Genomic DNA, 14,304 nt, shown 5'->3' with positions numbered 1-14,304 from the left:
TGAATAGCATGTTCCTCCTTTAAAAACGAGCCATCACTCCAACAAAACTAATTATAATGTTCTATTTTACTTTCAACTCGTACGTTCCGTCCCTGAATATCACTTTATTCATTGGATTTGTCCGGATTGCTGTGTGAATTCAATATAGAAATGAACTATGAGTATGTTCGAGATTAAATAATCAAAATTCTGTTATTTTTTGCAGCCTTTCAATTTGATAAAAACAGCGAGCCATGGTGGGCAGGCTGTTCAAGCCTTGAATCTCAATCTGTGATGACTCTGAACTGGAAATGTGGACGAAGCAATAGTTGAATCACCTGGTGATTTAGTTTTCCAGTTCGCAATCCATTGTTTTCAACTCTTGTCCATTATTAAAAATGATGTGCCCAGGATTATTTGCTGTTTTCCTTGAACCAGTTCACTGCGAGCTTTACTTCTTCACGATGTTTTTCGAGAGAGTCCTTATTTGGCAGGCCTATTTTCAAATTTCTTGTGAAAAAGGATTGAATCAAGATGAGGATTTCATCCATCGTTAATACTCCGCCAACTAAATCATGGTCGGCACCTTTTATCTCCAGATAAGATGAGTCTTCAAGTGCCAGGTGAAGGAGCCTGCCTTGCTCCACGGGGCAAATATCATCTGTCTCCCCGTGGATAATTAAAGTTGTCGGTATGTCTCCATTCAGGTAGGTTAGGGGATTTGCCTGCTGCGCTTTTTCCGTTTGCTGCTGGACCATTCCGCCGAGAAACTTCGATTCAGGAGAATTAGGGTTGTCATGCCAGTCCCCCATTGACAACAAGTCAACAGGAGCTGCTAAAGTAGCAACAGCATGTACTTTTTCCAATTCCGGTGTCCCGGTTGAGAACAAAGGATGTCCTGCACTGAATGCTGCTAATGCGGCAAGATGCCCTCCAGAAGAATGTCCCCAAATCCCGATTTTGTCCGGGTCGATCCCATAATTCCCGGCATTCGATTTAACCCAGCGAATTGCTGTCTTGATATCCAATAAAGCAGCTGGGAAAACAGCCTCTCTGCTCAGCCTGAAATTAATATTGATGCAAACGAATCCGGATTTCGCGAACGAAGCGTTTCAGCCTCCGCCTGCTTTCCATTTATCTCCAGACATCCAGCCCCCTCCGTGTATATTAATAAGTGCAGGGAATTTTTCGTTTTCAGAGACCGATTTGAAGATATCGAGTGTAAGCTCCCGTTCCTTTGTATGACCGTAAACAATGTCTGCTATTTCCTCACTTCATATTTTTCCATAAATATCCTCCATCCTTTTAATGGTTCAATAATAATTGAACTATTAAAATGTGTCAATATGTGTTAAATTGATTTCGAAAATCTTTTTGCGGAGGTCTATTATGCGCATTAAAGTTGTTGACTCCATTGTCTACGAGGTACTCCTTAGCCTGTCACTTTATAAAAGGCAGACCCATCTGAAATATTTAGGGATTTCTAAAAATTGGTTCATAGAAACGAAGGAGAAGATATCGGAAGAGTTGCATAATGGAATAGAAGGCCTTGAGGATTTGCAATTTGAGGATTTATCGGTCCATCTAATAGAAAATTGCCCCTCTAAAGATTTTTCGGGATACTGCTCCTGGCTTGCCGGATTGTCCTTAGGCGCACTATATGAAATGCTGTCGCCATTTGTGAACGAAAAGAGGCCAATGCCTGCCAATCTCGAACAAAGGAAGCAGCAGCATTTGACCCTTTTATCAATGTGGTATGAGGAATATTTTTCGGAAATCGAGGGAGAGTTGGCTGCTGTCCTTAAAGCGGAGAGCCAACAAGTTGAGGAGACTGCTATAAATGGGAAGTCCTTTTCATGGATAGAAGAAATCACTAAAGGCTTTCAAATTGAAGGGCTCGGCTGCAGCGAAGCAGTGTTGTTTCCATCGTGGCATTTCCGTCCACTGTCGCTGATCGATGTTTTCAATCACAAAGCAGTGCTTACTTTTCCATGTTCTATGGGAGATAAGGAAGAGGCCCTGCTCATAACGAAAGCGCTGGCGGAAGAAAAACGGCTGGAAATGCTCAGCCATATGAAATCGAAGGAAAAAACATTCACAGAGCTTGTCGGCATTATGGGGATGTCCAAAGGGAACATCCATCACCACCTTTTGTTATTAAGGTCCGCTGGTCTCCTAAGAATCATCCCGACAAGACAGGATTATTTTCTTTATGGATTCAGGACCAGCCAGGTTGAAGCACTTTTAAGCTTATTGCTGAAAATCGGATAGAAAGGTCGTGGAAGATATGTGTTTGATTTTATTTGCCTATAAGTCACATCCGAAGTATAGCCTTATCATCGCAGCGAATAGAGATGAATTTTACCATCGCCCGACTGCCCCTGCAGGTTTTTGGAAGGATGAACCTACAATTCTCGCTGGCCGTGATCTTGAAAAGCTGGGAACATGGATGGGCGTAACATCGACTGGACGATTTGCAGCGTTGACAAATTTTCGTGACCCTTCTGAAGTAACCGAAGGCAAGCGGTCGCGCGGCGAGCTTGTTGCCGATTTTCTAAGAGGAAAGGATGATCCCCGGACCTATTTGGAGGAGGCGGCCAAGAAACGCGAATTATACCCCGGTTACAATCTGCTGGCAGGAGACCAGTCCCAGCTGTACTATTATTCGAATAAGAACGGCGCTGTACATGAAGTACAGCCAGGAATCCATGGGGTCAGCAATCATTTGCTGGATACGGATTGGCCAAAGGTCAAACTCGGGAAAGCAGGGCTCGCTGACACCATTGAAAAAAACGAATCCTCCCTGGCGGAGAATCTCTTTGACCATTTGGCAAACGCCGACCCGGCAGAGGATCACTTTCTACCTTCCACAGGAGTTTCTTTGGAATGGGAACGGCTGCTGTCACCAATGTTCATCAGGAGTGAAGGCTATGGGACGAGAAGTTCGACTGTCATCTTGATGAATGATGAGGAAATCTTCTTCAAGGAACGGGTATTCAATGGCGCTGGGCATAGTGACCGGGAGTTTGAGATAAAGATAAAGGGATAGAATGACGGGCTATGGGGGCTATGGGGGCTATGGGGATATCCATCCATTTCCATTATCGAGGATATCTGCAAGAATTCGATGTTACCGTATGTTCCCGCTAATCCCGGCTGGACTTTAGGAAGCCAGCCGGGATTTTAAAAAGAAATACGGCAAGCTGGTGATGATGATAGCGAAAACGCGGACAGTTGTCCGCGTTTTCGCTATCCTAGAAATCAAAATGATCCGGATCTGGCCCTACTCTTTCGTTCTTGTTCAGGCTGTTCAGTTTCTCCATGTCTTCTGCAGAAAGCTCGAAGTCAAAAATATCGGCATTTTCGATGATGCGATGTTCCTTGACTGATTTTGGGATGGTGACAACGCCATTTTGTAAATCCCAGCGCAGGATGATCTGAGCAGGGGTTTTCTTATGTTTTTCTGCTATTGCCACGATTGCAGGCTCTGACAGCAGTTCACCCTGCTTCAGTGGCGACCAGGCCTCCAGCTGGATTCCTTCCTCTTTGCAGAATGCCAGCAGCTCTGTTTGCGAGAGATGGGGGTGATACTCAACCTGGTTGACCATTGGCTTGATTTCAGCGTCCGCCATCAAATTTTTTAAATGGTGGACATGGAAGTTGCTGACACCGATTGCCCGAACCCGTCCATCCCGATAAAGCTTTTCGAGTGCTTTCCATGTATCCTTGTACTTTCCTTCAACCGGCCAGTGGATCAAGTAAAGGTCAAGATAGTCGAGCCCTAGTTTCTCCATGCTTGTTTCGAACGCTTTTAAAGCAGACTCATAGCCCTGGTCAGAATTCCACACTTTTGTAGTGATGAATAATTCCTGACGCGGGACGTCGGATTCTTTGATCGCCAGGCCGACCCCTTCTTCATTTTTATAGACGGCTGCTGTATCAATGCTTTTATAGCCATTCTTGATCGCTGCCTTTGCGGACTCGATCACCTCTGATCCTTCCTGTACCTTGAACACACCAAGTCCAAACCATGGCATTTTTACACCGTTGTGTAAAGTGGTTGTATCCTGCAGGCTTTGTGGCATCGAATTTCCTCCTTTATACTGGTTTGTCAATCCATTTTCTCATATTATAACTGCAGGAAAAAGAATTTTACTTTAGGTTATCACTTTCATCAATAAGTTTGTCTTGTATAATGTTTATGATGCATCTTGTTTACAGGCTCTTTAAGGAGGGGGAAACCAATGAACATCGGGCGAAACGATCCTTGTTACTGCGGAAGCGGGAAAAAATATAAGAAATGCTGCATGAAAAAGTCACGAGTGGTCGAACTAGGGAAAGCAAAAGAGGAAGAGTTCTCAAAACAAAAGCATTTGCTGGTAATGGACATCATCGACTTTGTATATAAAAGAATCGACTTTCAGGAGATGGACAGCCTCAAGGCGGGGTTCCGGAAGCGGATAACCCTGTCGCAACAGCATCCGATGTATGTAGGGCTATTTCATTTCTGGCTTATTTTTTTTCGGCGTTTCAAGAATGGGCGGCGCGGGATTGAATGGTTTGCCATGGAAGGAAGAAGCGGGAATGCCAGCGAAGCGAAGCTTGCTTCCAAATGGACGAAGCTTAAGCCTGCACTGTTCCAAGTAGTGGAGCCTCATCCAAAAGGGGCGATGGTTGAAGACTTGTTCACAGGCGAGCGAGTGCTTCTTATTAAATCGGAGAGTTTTTCAACAGCCATCCCATGGGCAGGAAGCTTTGCCTTGCTCGAAGAGTTTGATGTTGGATACATGATCAATGGAGTGACTGTGTATGAAGGTCCTGATTGTTTATTGGAAGTAAAAAAGAAAATTGAGCAGCTGATGGAAGCAAAACAGCTTTCATATTCTGAGGTGGTATTAGATTATTTCCCTGAGATTTTCTCTGTCTTGCTTGGACGGGAACGAAGCGAGACAGTAGAAGGAAAAACGGGGGTCTACACAAAGATTACTTACGAGATTTCCGATAAATCCAAGTTTCTTCATTACTTCTTCGTCCATGAAAACATCCATATTCAAGAGTGGGAGAACGAGGACGGTTATGCTGACTTAACTGGGGAGTGGTACAGGTACGAAGACAGCGAGGCTCCTGGCAAACTCTATATGGCAAAGGCTTATGGAAGGTTGGAAGTAGAGGGGAATCTCTTCAGCTTCAGCGGGCTGGAAAACGGATTGAGGCTTTTTCATGATTGGCTCTCACCAGTCAAATACATTCTTTCTGAAGTGAGAAAGGAGGAAGAACCATTCCAGAACTATGGGAAAGTTGAACTGAATTCCTTCATCTTTCATGTAGAAGAAGGAGTGGACCAGTGTTTTGGCATGATTGCCTTTGAACAGCTGTTGATTCAAGAACCAATCAAGATGCTGGATCATCTCACTGTAGAAGAGCTCATTGCGGATGGACGCTCAGGAGATGCGGAATGGTGGCTGAAGGCCAGGGAATATCATTTCTGGAATCTGATCGAGGAGGGTTCTCCTACAGCCGATTATAATAGTGTCAGACGACAACTTGGTTTGTCGCTTTCCCCTTTCGTCACTGGGGGAGAAAAGCGCAAGTCATGTATCGTGAAGGTTGCATACCCATTTGCCCGACCGCGATATCTTAGCGAACAGGATATCCCTGTCTATCGTGATCTCGGTTTTACGCCTTAAGGAACATATAGAAGGAAAGTCAGCCGCTACAGTGACAAAATACCAAAAAAGCCTGGAGCTGCTTGCTGGGTATCTTGAATGGAGAGAAGCAGAAGATTGGGGAGAGTTATCAGGCCGGGACTGGGCTGAGCTGATCGGCAGCTTTTATTTCGAACGCAATTTTGATACGAGCATCAACCATGCGAAATCGTTTTTATCTGTTCTGAAGAAATTCCTGAAATATGTCGATCGTAAATACCAAACGAGCCATTCGGAATTTCTTAAACAGCTGCTTGACGAGTCAGAGCAGGAAATCTTCTCATGCATTTCGATGCTGGACCAATTTGTTCCATACCAGGTGCGTAAGTATGGAAGTCCTTTTTATGATGCTGAATTGAGGCTTAGGAGCGGAATCATTGGTGTATTTCAGATCCAATCAATAAATGCCAGTTCAGTGAGGGTGAAAGAGATAATAGACAAATCCCGCAAAACCTATACAGTTTCATTGCCTCGGGATGTTATGGAGAATGTGTTTTTAGGGCAATTGATTGAAGGCAGCATTAGGAAAACCAATATAAATTCATGGGGATTTGAAACCGTTGAAAGGGTATTTCCTAGCTTTGCCAGACATTTTCTATGATAGCGAGCCCTCCTCCTTCGATGATTCGAAGGATGATTTTTCATGAAATTTACACAGAAGTAAATTACAAAACTATGTTTTTAGTTTTATAATCTTAATATGATCAATTTTTAGGAGTAATTGAAGTGAAGGATAACGTATGGATCATCAAATCGAATGAAAAGATGGCTGAAATCCTTGAAGAAGCGAAGAGAGATTGGCCAATTGCAGCTGCAGAAAGTGAACTCGAGGTTTTTGCTTCCTTCTTTAAGGGGCTGAGTGATGAAACAAGGCTAAAAATCATGGCAATGCTTTTGAATCACGATTTATGCATGTGTGAAATCACTTCTGCATTGAAAGCAGCTCCTTCGACAATCAGTCACCACTTGAGGATTTTGGAAAAAGGAAAGGTGATCCATTCTAGACGGGAGGGGAAATTCACGATCTACAGTCTGGATGAGCAAGCTGGGAAGTTACTGAAATTGCTGAAAGAAGGCGTATCGCATGTTTGAAGCTCTTGCTGATTGGATCGTCTTTGATTTGGTCGGGCTTGATGGGGATTCAAGGCTTGGGGGAGCGTTGCATTTTTTTATATATGACACAACAAAAATACTGTTCTTGTTGATCGCTATGGTGTTTGCGATTTCTTTCCTGCGCAGCTTTTTTCCTCCAGAAAAAGTGAAGGGCTGGCTTGAAGGAAAGCGAAAGGGAGCGGCAAGTGTCATGGCTGCGATTCTCGGCGTTCTTTCACCTTTCTGCTCGTGCTCAACTGTACCGTTATTCATTGGGTTTGTCGAGGCTGGTATTCCTTTGGGCATCACTTTTACGTTCTTGATTGCCTCGCCGATTGTCAATGAGATTTCGATTGTGATGCTTTTCTCGATATTCGGCTGGGAAATTGCCACTTTATATGTGTTGATGGGAATGGCCCTTGCGATTGGGGCCGGCCTGATTATCGGCCAGGCAAAAATGGAAAATCAAGTCGAGTCGTATGTCTATGAAATCGCGTCATCAAATGAGTTTTCCAAAGAAGGCAGCAGAGAACTTAGCTGGAAGGAGAAGTTTTCATCATTCTTTTATGCTGAAAGTTTCAAATCGAGAGTTCGTTTTGCAGCAGGGAATGTGAAGGAGACAGTAAGGAAAATATGGCTGTATCTTTTACTGGGAATTGGAATTGGTGCTTTCATCCATGGCTATGCACCTGAAAGTCTCCTTGTGGAATATGCAGGAGCGGATAATTGGCTGGCTGTTCCCATAGCGACAGCAATCGGAGTACCATTGTATTCAAATGCAGTAGGTTCACTCCCGATCATTGAAGCATTGATGGATAAAGGCGTTGCTGCAGGAACGGCCCTTGCATTCATGATGGCCATCACCGCATTGAGCCTGCCAGAAATCATCCTGCTCCGAAAGGTGATTAAGCTTAAATTGATTGCTGTTTTTATTGGTGTAGTATCAATCGGTATCATACTGATTGGTTATTTATTCAATTTGATTTTATAAGAAGGCGATTTTTAAAACCAGTGTTGGTTTTTTGAATGCCTGTTGGACTGAGCGTAAGGCACGAAGCTCCCTCGAAATGCCATCGTGAGTGGGTGAATTCACGGAAGCCCATTTCGGTGTCCAGAGGGAGTAGATGGCAGGGGAGATCCCGGATGCGCAAAGCAAAAAGGAGATTCCCAGGCACACATGAGCTGCCTGGAGCAAAACTGAAGAGTGAATTTTTACATAGCCCATATGAAAAGGAGAGAAAGGCATGGAAATAAAAGTTTTGGGTACTGGATGCAAGAAGTGCAGGGAATTGGAAGAAAATGTTCATATAGCGATACAGGAGTCAGGTGTTTCGGCTATTGTCGAGAAGGTAGATGATATCAGGGAAATCATGAAATACAAAGTAATGAACACGCCAGCACTCGTCATTGATGATAAAGTAGTTTCCACGGGCAAATTACTGTCAGTAAAAGACCTCAAGAAAATGTTGTGAAAAAGGAAAGCTGGTCTCGCTTCTATCAGAGACCAGCTCAGTTTGTAGACAAAAGAGGTTCGGAATGGTTTCATTCCGAACCTCTTTTGTCATAATTTTGAATTTCTCAAGAGGATAGACTCCTCTTACGGCCATTTCTAGGCTTTAACTGGACCCTTCCATGTCCAGTTGGCGATCTTTTTCAGGTTTAAGGCAGCGAAAGTAAGCATCGCCTGCATGGACAATTTTTTAAGCCCCCTTAGGGTTGTCCAACGCATGCCATGCTTTTCTTTTGCATCTGCGAAAACTCGCTCAATGGTTTCCTTCCGCTTTGAATAAATTTCTTTGACCTCTGGTGTATGCCTGAGATGGTCGGCTTCCTCAAGGTACTCTTGCCAGATATGACGGGTAATCACCTTTTGATGGTCCTTGCTTTCTGTGCATTGTGCCAGGAATGGACAGTTTGCGCATACGTGCTTTGGTGATTTATATTCACGATATCCTTCTTTCGTGGTGGTTGAATACTTGAGGACTTCCCCGGCAGGACATAGGTAACAGTCGAAATACTCATCATAGACATACTCATATTTCCGGAAGAAACCATCTTTGGTCCGTGGTCGTGTATATGGCAGGACCGGTGTGATTTCCTGATCAAACAGATACTTCGCGATGGCAGGTGTCTTATAAGCAGCATCTGCCGCAACTGCTTTAGGCTTTCCCACATTCTCCTCCACTTTCTTTACCAGTGGCTCAAGCATGAGGCTGTCATGGGTATTGCCGGGAGTCACAATGGTTCCGAGGACAAATCCGTTTCGATCTGATGCGGCGTGAAAGGAATAAGCGAACTGTTTTGTCCGTTCGTCTTTCACATAGTAACCACTCTCAGGATCTGTGGTGCTTTCCTTTATTTCCTTTGTTTCTTCCTTTTCGAACTTCTCTGATGGAATCGGCTTCTTGCCATGTTCTTCGCGATCCTGGTTGATTTCTTTTTGAAGCTGATCCTGATAAGCACGTGTTTCTCTCTCGACCATCTTCTTTTCAAATTTATGTTTATTGGCACTGGCTTTTACATGTGTGGAATCGATGAAGACGTGATCGGCACTGATCAATTTCTTTTCAATCGCTATATTCAGGATTTCGATGAAGATATCTTCGAACAATGTGCTTTCTTCAAACCGACGTTGATAATTCTTCCCGAAGGTGGAGAAGTGAGGAACAGGATCATGGAATCCCAATCCCAAAAACCAGCGATAAGCCATGTTTGTCTGGGTTTCCTTTATTGTCTGGCGCATGGAGCGGATGCCGAAGATATACTGGATGAATGGGAGTTTGATTAACAGTGCTGCATCGATGCTTGGGCGGCCCACTTCCGAATAGAGATCCTTTACCCGATCATAGATGAAAGAGAAGTCGATGGCTGCTTCCAGCTTCCGGACCAGATGGTCTTGGGGAACAAGTTGGTCGACGGTAACCATTTCTAACTGATCGCGTGCTGTGGAACTCTTTTTGGATAACATCTTCATCACCTCAAGCGTTATATGTATTCATTTTAAAATAGACTTGGGCATAGTGCCACGTTAAGTTTAGAAGTCCTGTTGATTGGAGTGGAAGGCGCGAAGACTCCTGCGGGAGCAGCGCGTCAAGGGGAGACCCCGCAGGAGCGAAGCGACGAGGAGGCTCCCTGACCGCCCGCGGAAAGCGAAGCGCCTGGAACGGAAATCAACAGCCTCGTTTCTCAACCAAACAAAAAGACTGTAGACAAGCTCGAATTTCATCGAGTTTGTCTACAGTCTGAGCTGGTCTCGCTTCTATCAGAGACCAGCTTTTTTTCTCCAGGGAAGGCTTTTACTCACGGGGAGAATTCAGAACGAACAGCTAAAAGCTGCTGGTGCTGCATTATGTTGGGTAAGGCAGGAATCTTTGCACATGTTTGCGAAGTATTGCGGCAGTGTGTGCCTAACGAGAAATTTCCAATAGGTCAAGAATCCGGAAGACATCGATAAAGTTAGTCCCACAAGGAATAAAGCCAGTAAAGACAGGGAATAGATAGCGTGAATAATAGAATCTATTAAAATGATTCAGAAGACAATAATCTTTTTAGGAAACAGCCTTTTTTGAAAATGAAGCAGGTTTTAAAAAATTCCTGATAGATTTCATTAGGCTTCCTCCTTTATGATAGGACTTAGTAAATATAAGACTATTCTAGCCAAATTTTTTCGAAGAACAGGAGATATTATGACAACACCGAATGAAATCGCATGGATTACAGACAGTACGGCTTCCCTTGACGAGGAATTCATAAAAAACAATCATATATATGTAGTTCCGTTGAGCATCATTTTTGGAGACGAAACGTTTTTGGAAGGAGTAGATCTCACCGCTGAGGATTTTTACCCTAAGCTTGCTGCATCCAAGTTCCTTCCTAAAACTTCACAGCCAGCTATCGGTGATTTCGTCGAGCTTTATCGGAAGCTTAAAAACCAATATAAATATGCTGTTGCCATCCATGCTTCCAGTTCCCTGACAGGTACATACCAGTCATCGGTTGCCGCATCGAATATAGTGGGATACAAAGTAGATGTCATTGACTCCAAAATTGGTTCCTATCCGCTTGGAAAGATGATCGAGAAAGGTGTTGAGTTGCATAGAGCAGGGAAATCCTACGAAGAAATAGTCGCTGCTTTGAGGACTCTCCCCGACAGAGCCAATCTTTACATGGTACCTGGAAGCCTTGAACAGCTTCACAAAGGGGGGCGCCTGTCCACAAGCCAAGTGATTATCGGAAGCTTGATCAGGTTAAAGCTGGTTGTCCGGTTTGAAGACGGAAAGGTCGTTCTTTTTGATAAAATCAGGACAGAGAAAAAGGTGAAACAACGGCTGTTCCAAATTTTCGAGGAGACGGCAAACCATATTAAAGAGGCAAGTGTCATCCATGGCAATGCGGGACAGCTAGCAGAAGAATGGCGCCAGGAACTGCAGCTGAAGTTCCCGGAAATTTCATTTGTGACGACCACCTTCAGTCCGGTTGCCGGCACTCATACAGGGCAAGGGACAATCGGCCTTGCCTGGATAAACGGATAATCAATGGAGGAAGGAGCATTGGCGGGCAATTTCTTTTTAGGGGACAATAACAAATAGATGATTTTAAGAAAGTTTTCGTAAGGGGGAAGCCGGAATGTTGAAAATCGGGGTCATCGGATTAGGGGATATCGCCCAAAAAGCGTACCTTCCTGTTTTTGCGGAAAAGGGTGAGACGGAATTCCATTTGTATACGCGCAATCTTTCAAAGCTGGAAACATTGGCAGGAAAGTATCGATTCCCACATGTCCATTCAAGTTTGGACGAGCTGATCGCTAGTGGAATCAAGGGGGCCTTTGTCCACAGTTCGACTGAATCGCACTACGGGATTGTCCTGAAGCTGCTGGAAGCAGGGATCCATGTTTACGTCGACAAACCAATTGCTTATGAATTTGAAAGAGCAAGGGAATTGACAGAGATAGCAGAAGCAAAAGGCTTGATTTTGATGACCGGCTTTAACAGGAGGTATGCCCCGGTATACAAACGGCTGAGAGAACTGAAGGAACCGAACATGGTCATCATGCAGAAGAACAGGAGGTCACTGCCTGGTGAAATCCGGACTTTCATTTTCGATGATTTTATCCATGTCGTTGATACGCTTAAGTTTTTATTCCCATATGCAGTGAAGCGTGTGAATGTCACAGGAAAGAAAAATGGCGCATTTTTAAATCAACTTGTGCTGCAGCTGATCGCCGAAGAAGGAACCGCCATCGGTATCATGAACCGTGACAGCGGGGTGGTCGAGGAAAAGGTAGAGGTTTACCACCCTTCTGAAAAAAGAATTGCAATCAATGTTTCAGAGCTGCTGATCCAAAAAGACCGGGAAGAAACAAGGTTAGGGGGAAGCGACTGGGAGCCAACCTTAAGGAAGCGCGGCTTCGAGCAGATCATTTTCGACTTCTTGCAGGCAGTCAATACTGGAGGGGCTCCCTTCATCTCGGCCAGGGAAAGCCTTGAAACCCATGAACTATGCGAGAAAATTGTCAAGGAGATGGAAAGGCTGTAGCAATTTTAAAAAGTAGGCTGTATTAAAGCTGAATGTTGTTTTTAATAGAGTTGATTGGAACGGAAGGGACTGACTCCTCGAAAATGCTAATGCATGCACTTCCTTCGTGCGTGGGCGAATTCGCCGGAGCCTTTCAGTGTCCTGCGGGATGCAGCGGCAAGGTGGAGACCCCGAAGGCGCAAAGGGCCGAGGAGATAGGGAAGCTGAAGCGCTTTGGTCAGCCCCGACAAGCGCTAGCCGACTAAGACCGCCGCGTCCTGCGGCAACGTCGGCACTAGGACGTCCTGTCCGTCGAAGGGCCTGACAGTGAAGTCGCTCTTTGACTTCATTGGCAGGAGCGAAGCGACTCGGACGGGCTAAGCGCTGAAGCTGGACCAGCTCCACTGACGCCCCGCGGAAAGCATGTCCCTAAAGTGGAAATCAACACCCAGGTTTAACAGGGTAGAGCCAAAAAGTAAAAATGATAAGTAATCCACGTGAAATCATGTTATTGACAACTTTTTGTCGTAAAGATGTGAAGAATACATGAATTAAACTTTAAAAAACCCCTGGATGGATTCTAAACCACTATAATGATAGTGTAATACAAACGGAGGTGCCGATAATGAACGTGACAACGATTATTGAATTGGAAAACCGCGAAGTTGAAAAGATGACTGGCGCAAAACTGGTTTTTACGCAGGAACAAATTGACTCTAATATTGTTGAGACTTGTGTGGATTGTTTTAAATATGATGGATCTGAGGAATGCATCCCAACCGATGAAGCAATGGAAAGAGTTTTCAACCAGCTGAAGGGTGATGGAGTGATTCCTGAGTCAGTGGAGGCTTTCTCCTATGAAATGCCATCATGCGAAAGATTGAAAAAAGATGTATACAGCGAGCAGGACATGCCTCAAAAAGTCATCCTCAGTTTCGTTTTATAAAAGAAGTTCTTTCCGAACTTCTTTTTTTTATCCCAATTACGCTAATCGTGACTTTTATCAAAGAAGAAGTTGGAAGAAATTTATATAATTAAACTGGCATTAATGAAAACGCTTACAAAGAAAGGAGAGGAGAACAGGTTGGATAATGGGGCTGATATCACGATCATCACCGGCCATTTTGGCAGTGGAAAAACAGAAACGGCAATCAATCTCGCTTTCGAATGGAAAAAGAAGCATGATAAAGTAGCCGTCGCCGATCTCGATATAGTCAATCCCTATTATAGGGCGAGGGATGTAAGGGCATTATTCGCAGAAAACGGAATTGAACTGATTGCTCCTGCAGAGAAGCTGGCGCAATCAGATTTGCCGATTGTAACCGGAGATATCTATCGGGTCCTTTATGACCCGGAATATAAAGTCATCATCGACGCTGGCGGGGATAAAGACGGGGCAATGGCTTTAGGCCAGTTTTATAATGACTGGGCAGGGATGCAGCCAGAGGTATTATTCATCTTGAATGCCAACAGGCCATATGTAAGTACACTGGAGGGAGCCATTGATACGGTTCTGAAAATCGAGAGTGCCTCAAGGTTAAAAGTTACCGGGCTGGTCAACAATTCGAATGTCGGATCCGATACAAGGGTTGAGGATGTGCTTAAAGGGGTTGAACTCAGCCGAAAATTGTCAGGTGAACTGGGCATTCCGATAAAACAGACGATTTTGTCCGGACATCTTGAGGAAAAAGCCGAATCTTTTGATCCCGGCCATCCAGTAAAGGTGATGTCGAGATACTTGAAATTGCCATGGGAACTGTAAAGGAGGCAAAAACAGTGGAGCAGAGAGTCGTTTTTAAGGAAGAGACATGCAAGTCATGCCAGCTGTGCGTGAAGGCATGTCCGACCAATGTCATATATCTTGCTGATTATTTGAATGCAAAGGGGTATCGGCCGGCAGTCGTAACCGACCAGGATAGTTGCATCAGCTGCGGGAAATGTGCCCAAATGTGCCCTGATTCAGTGATTACTGTCTACAGGCCGGAAAAGGCAAGGCAAACTGTATAGCGAAGGA

Annotated in this window: 14 protein-coding genes and 1 pseudogene; 12 read left to right on the top strand and 3 right to left on the bottom strand. The window is 44.5% G+C overall.

Annotation, left to right across the window (positions count from 1 at the left end):
- Window positions 1-392: 392 nt before the first annotated feature.
- Window positions 393-1,193 (bottom strand): annotated as a pseudogene (locus tag JJQ88_RS05690) (alpha/beta hydrolase fold domain-containing protein).
- Between the two features lie 175 nt (window positions 1,194-1,368).
- Here JJQ88_RS05690 and JJQ88_RS05685 point away from each other — a divergent pair.
- The gene (locus JJQ88_RS05685; protein ID WP_210364760.1) at window positions 1,369-2,250 is read left to right on the top strand and encodes a winged helix-turn-helix domain-containing protein; all 882 of its coding nucleotides are present in this window, start codon (window positions 1,369-1,371) and stop codon (window positions 2,248-2,250) included.
- 16 nt (window positions 2,251-2,266) lie between these two features.
- A complete protein-coding gene (locus tag JJQ88_RS05680; protein ID WP_210364759.1) occupies window positions 2,267-3,028 on the top strand; it encodes an NRDE family protein in 762 nt (253 codons plus the stop codon).
- 205 nt (window positions 3,029-3,233) lie between these two features.
- Here JJQ88_RS05680 and JJQ88_RS05675 read toward each other — a convergent pair whose 3' ends face one another.
- Entirely contained in the window at window positions 3,234-4,064 is an 831-nt protein-coding gene (locus tag JJQ88_RS05675; protein ID WP_210364758.1) for an aldo/keto reductase, read from the bottom strand.
- A 159-nt stretch (window positions 4,065-4,223) separates the two neighbouring features.
- Between JJQ88_RS05675 and JJQ88_RS05670 the strand changes: the two genes are divergently transcribed.
- The 5 genes from JJQ88_RS05670 to JJQ88_RS05650 all read left to right on the top strand — a co-directional run bounded on the left by JJQ88_RS05670 (window position 4,224) and on the right by JJQ88_RS05650 (window position 8,248).
- Window positions 4,224-5,666 carry an SEC-C metal-binding domain-containing protein gene (locus tag JJQ88_RS05670; protein WP_210364757.1) on the top strand — a complete coding sequence of 481 codons (1,443 nt, stop codon included), beginning with the start codon at window positions 4,224-4,226 and terminating at the stop codon, window positions 5,664-5,666.
- Entirely contained in the window at window positions 5,644-6,285 is a 642-nt protein-coding gene (locus JJQ88_RS05665; RefSeq protein ID WP_210364756.1) for a hypothetical protein, read from the top strand. Before JJQ88_RS05670 ends, JJQ88_RS05665 begins: the two co-directional genes overlap by 23 nt.
- A gap of 125 nt (window positions 6,286-6,410) precedes the next feature.
- The gene (locus tag JJQ88_RS05660; protein WP_349237102.1) at window positions 6,411-6,776 is read left to right on the top strand and encodes an ArsR/SmtB family transcription factor; all 366 of its coding nucleotides are present in this window, start codon (window positions 6,411-6,413) and stop codon (window positions 6,774-6,776) included.
- Window positions 6,769-7,767 (top strand): permease, encoded by a 999-nt coding sequence (locus JJQ88_RS05655; RefSeq protein WP_210364755.1) that lies wholly within the window; start codon window positions 6,769-6,771, stop codon window positions 7,765-7,767. Before JJQ88_RS05660 ends, JJQ88_RS05655 begins: the two co-directional genes overlap by 8 nt.
- A gap of 253 nt (window positions 7,768-8,020) precedes the next feature.
- Complete coding sequence (locus tag JJQ88_RS05650; RefSeq protein WP_210364754.1) at window positions 8,021-8,248, top strand: thioredoxin family protein; 228 nt, start codon at window positions 8,021-8,023, stop codon at window positions 8,246-8,248.
- A 137-nt stretch (window positions 8,249-8,385) separates the two neighbouring features.
- Here JJQ88_RS05650 and JJQ88_RS05645 read toward each other — a convergent pair whose 3' ends face one another.
- Complete coding sequence (locus JJQ88_RS05645; RefSeq protein WP_210364753.1) at window positions 8,386-9,744, bottom strand: IS1182 family transposase; 1,359 nt, start codon at window positions 9,742-9,744, stop codon at window positions 8,386-8,388.
- Between the two features lie 718 nt (window positions 9,745-10,462).
- On the opposite strand from JJQ88_RS05645, the gene JJQ88_RS05640 reads away from it, so the two are divergent.
- The 5 genes from JJQ88_RS05640 (at window position 10,463) to JJQ88_RS05620 (ending at window position 14,297) form a co-directional block, all read left to right on the top strand.
- Window positions 10,463-11,308, top strand: a complete 846-nt coding sequence (locus JJQ88_RS05640) for a DegV family protein (protein ID WP_210364752.1) — start codon at window positions 10,463-10,465, stop codon at window positions 11,306-11,308.
- A gap of 94 nt (window positions 11,309-11,402) precedes the next feature.
- The gene (locus tag JJQ88_RS05635; protein ID WP_210364751.1) at window positions 11,403-12,311 is read left to right on the top strand and encodes a Gfo/Idh/MocA family protein; all 909 of its coding nucleotides are present in this window, start codon (window positions 11,403-11,405) and stop codon (window positions 12,309-12,311) included.
- Window positions 12,312-12,915: 604 nt separating this feature from the next.
- Entirely contained in the window at window positions 12,916-13,236 is a 321-nt protein-coding gene (locus tag JJQ88_RS05630; RefSeq protein WP_210364750.1) for a hypothetical protein, read from the top strand.
- Window positions 13,237-13,374: 138 nt separating this feature from the next.
- Window positions 13,375-14,052, top strand: a complete 678-nt coding sequence (locus JJQ88_RS05625) for a P-loop NTPase family protein (protein ID WP_210364749.1) — start codon at window positions 13,375-13,377, stop codon at window positions 14,050-14,052.
- A gap of 14 nt (window positions 14,053-14,066) precedes the next feature.
- Complete coding sequence (locus JJQ88_RS05620) at window positions 14,067-14,297, top strand: 4Fe-4S binding protein (RefSeq protein WP_349237101.1); 231 nt, start codon at window positions 14,067-14,069, stop codon at window positions 14,295-14,297.
- Window positions 14,298-14,304: the final 7 nt, after the last annotated feature.

The sequence above is a fragment of the Bacillus sp. REN3 genome, assembly GCF_017912555.1.
In the GTDB taxonomy this organism is placed as follows: Bacteria; Bacillota; Bacilli; order Bacillales; family Cytobacillaceae; genus Mesobacillus.
The sequence above is the reverse complement of the archived record's forward strand: the minus strand, read 5'-3'. Positions and strand labels throughout refer to the sequence as shown.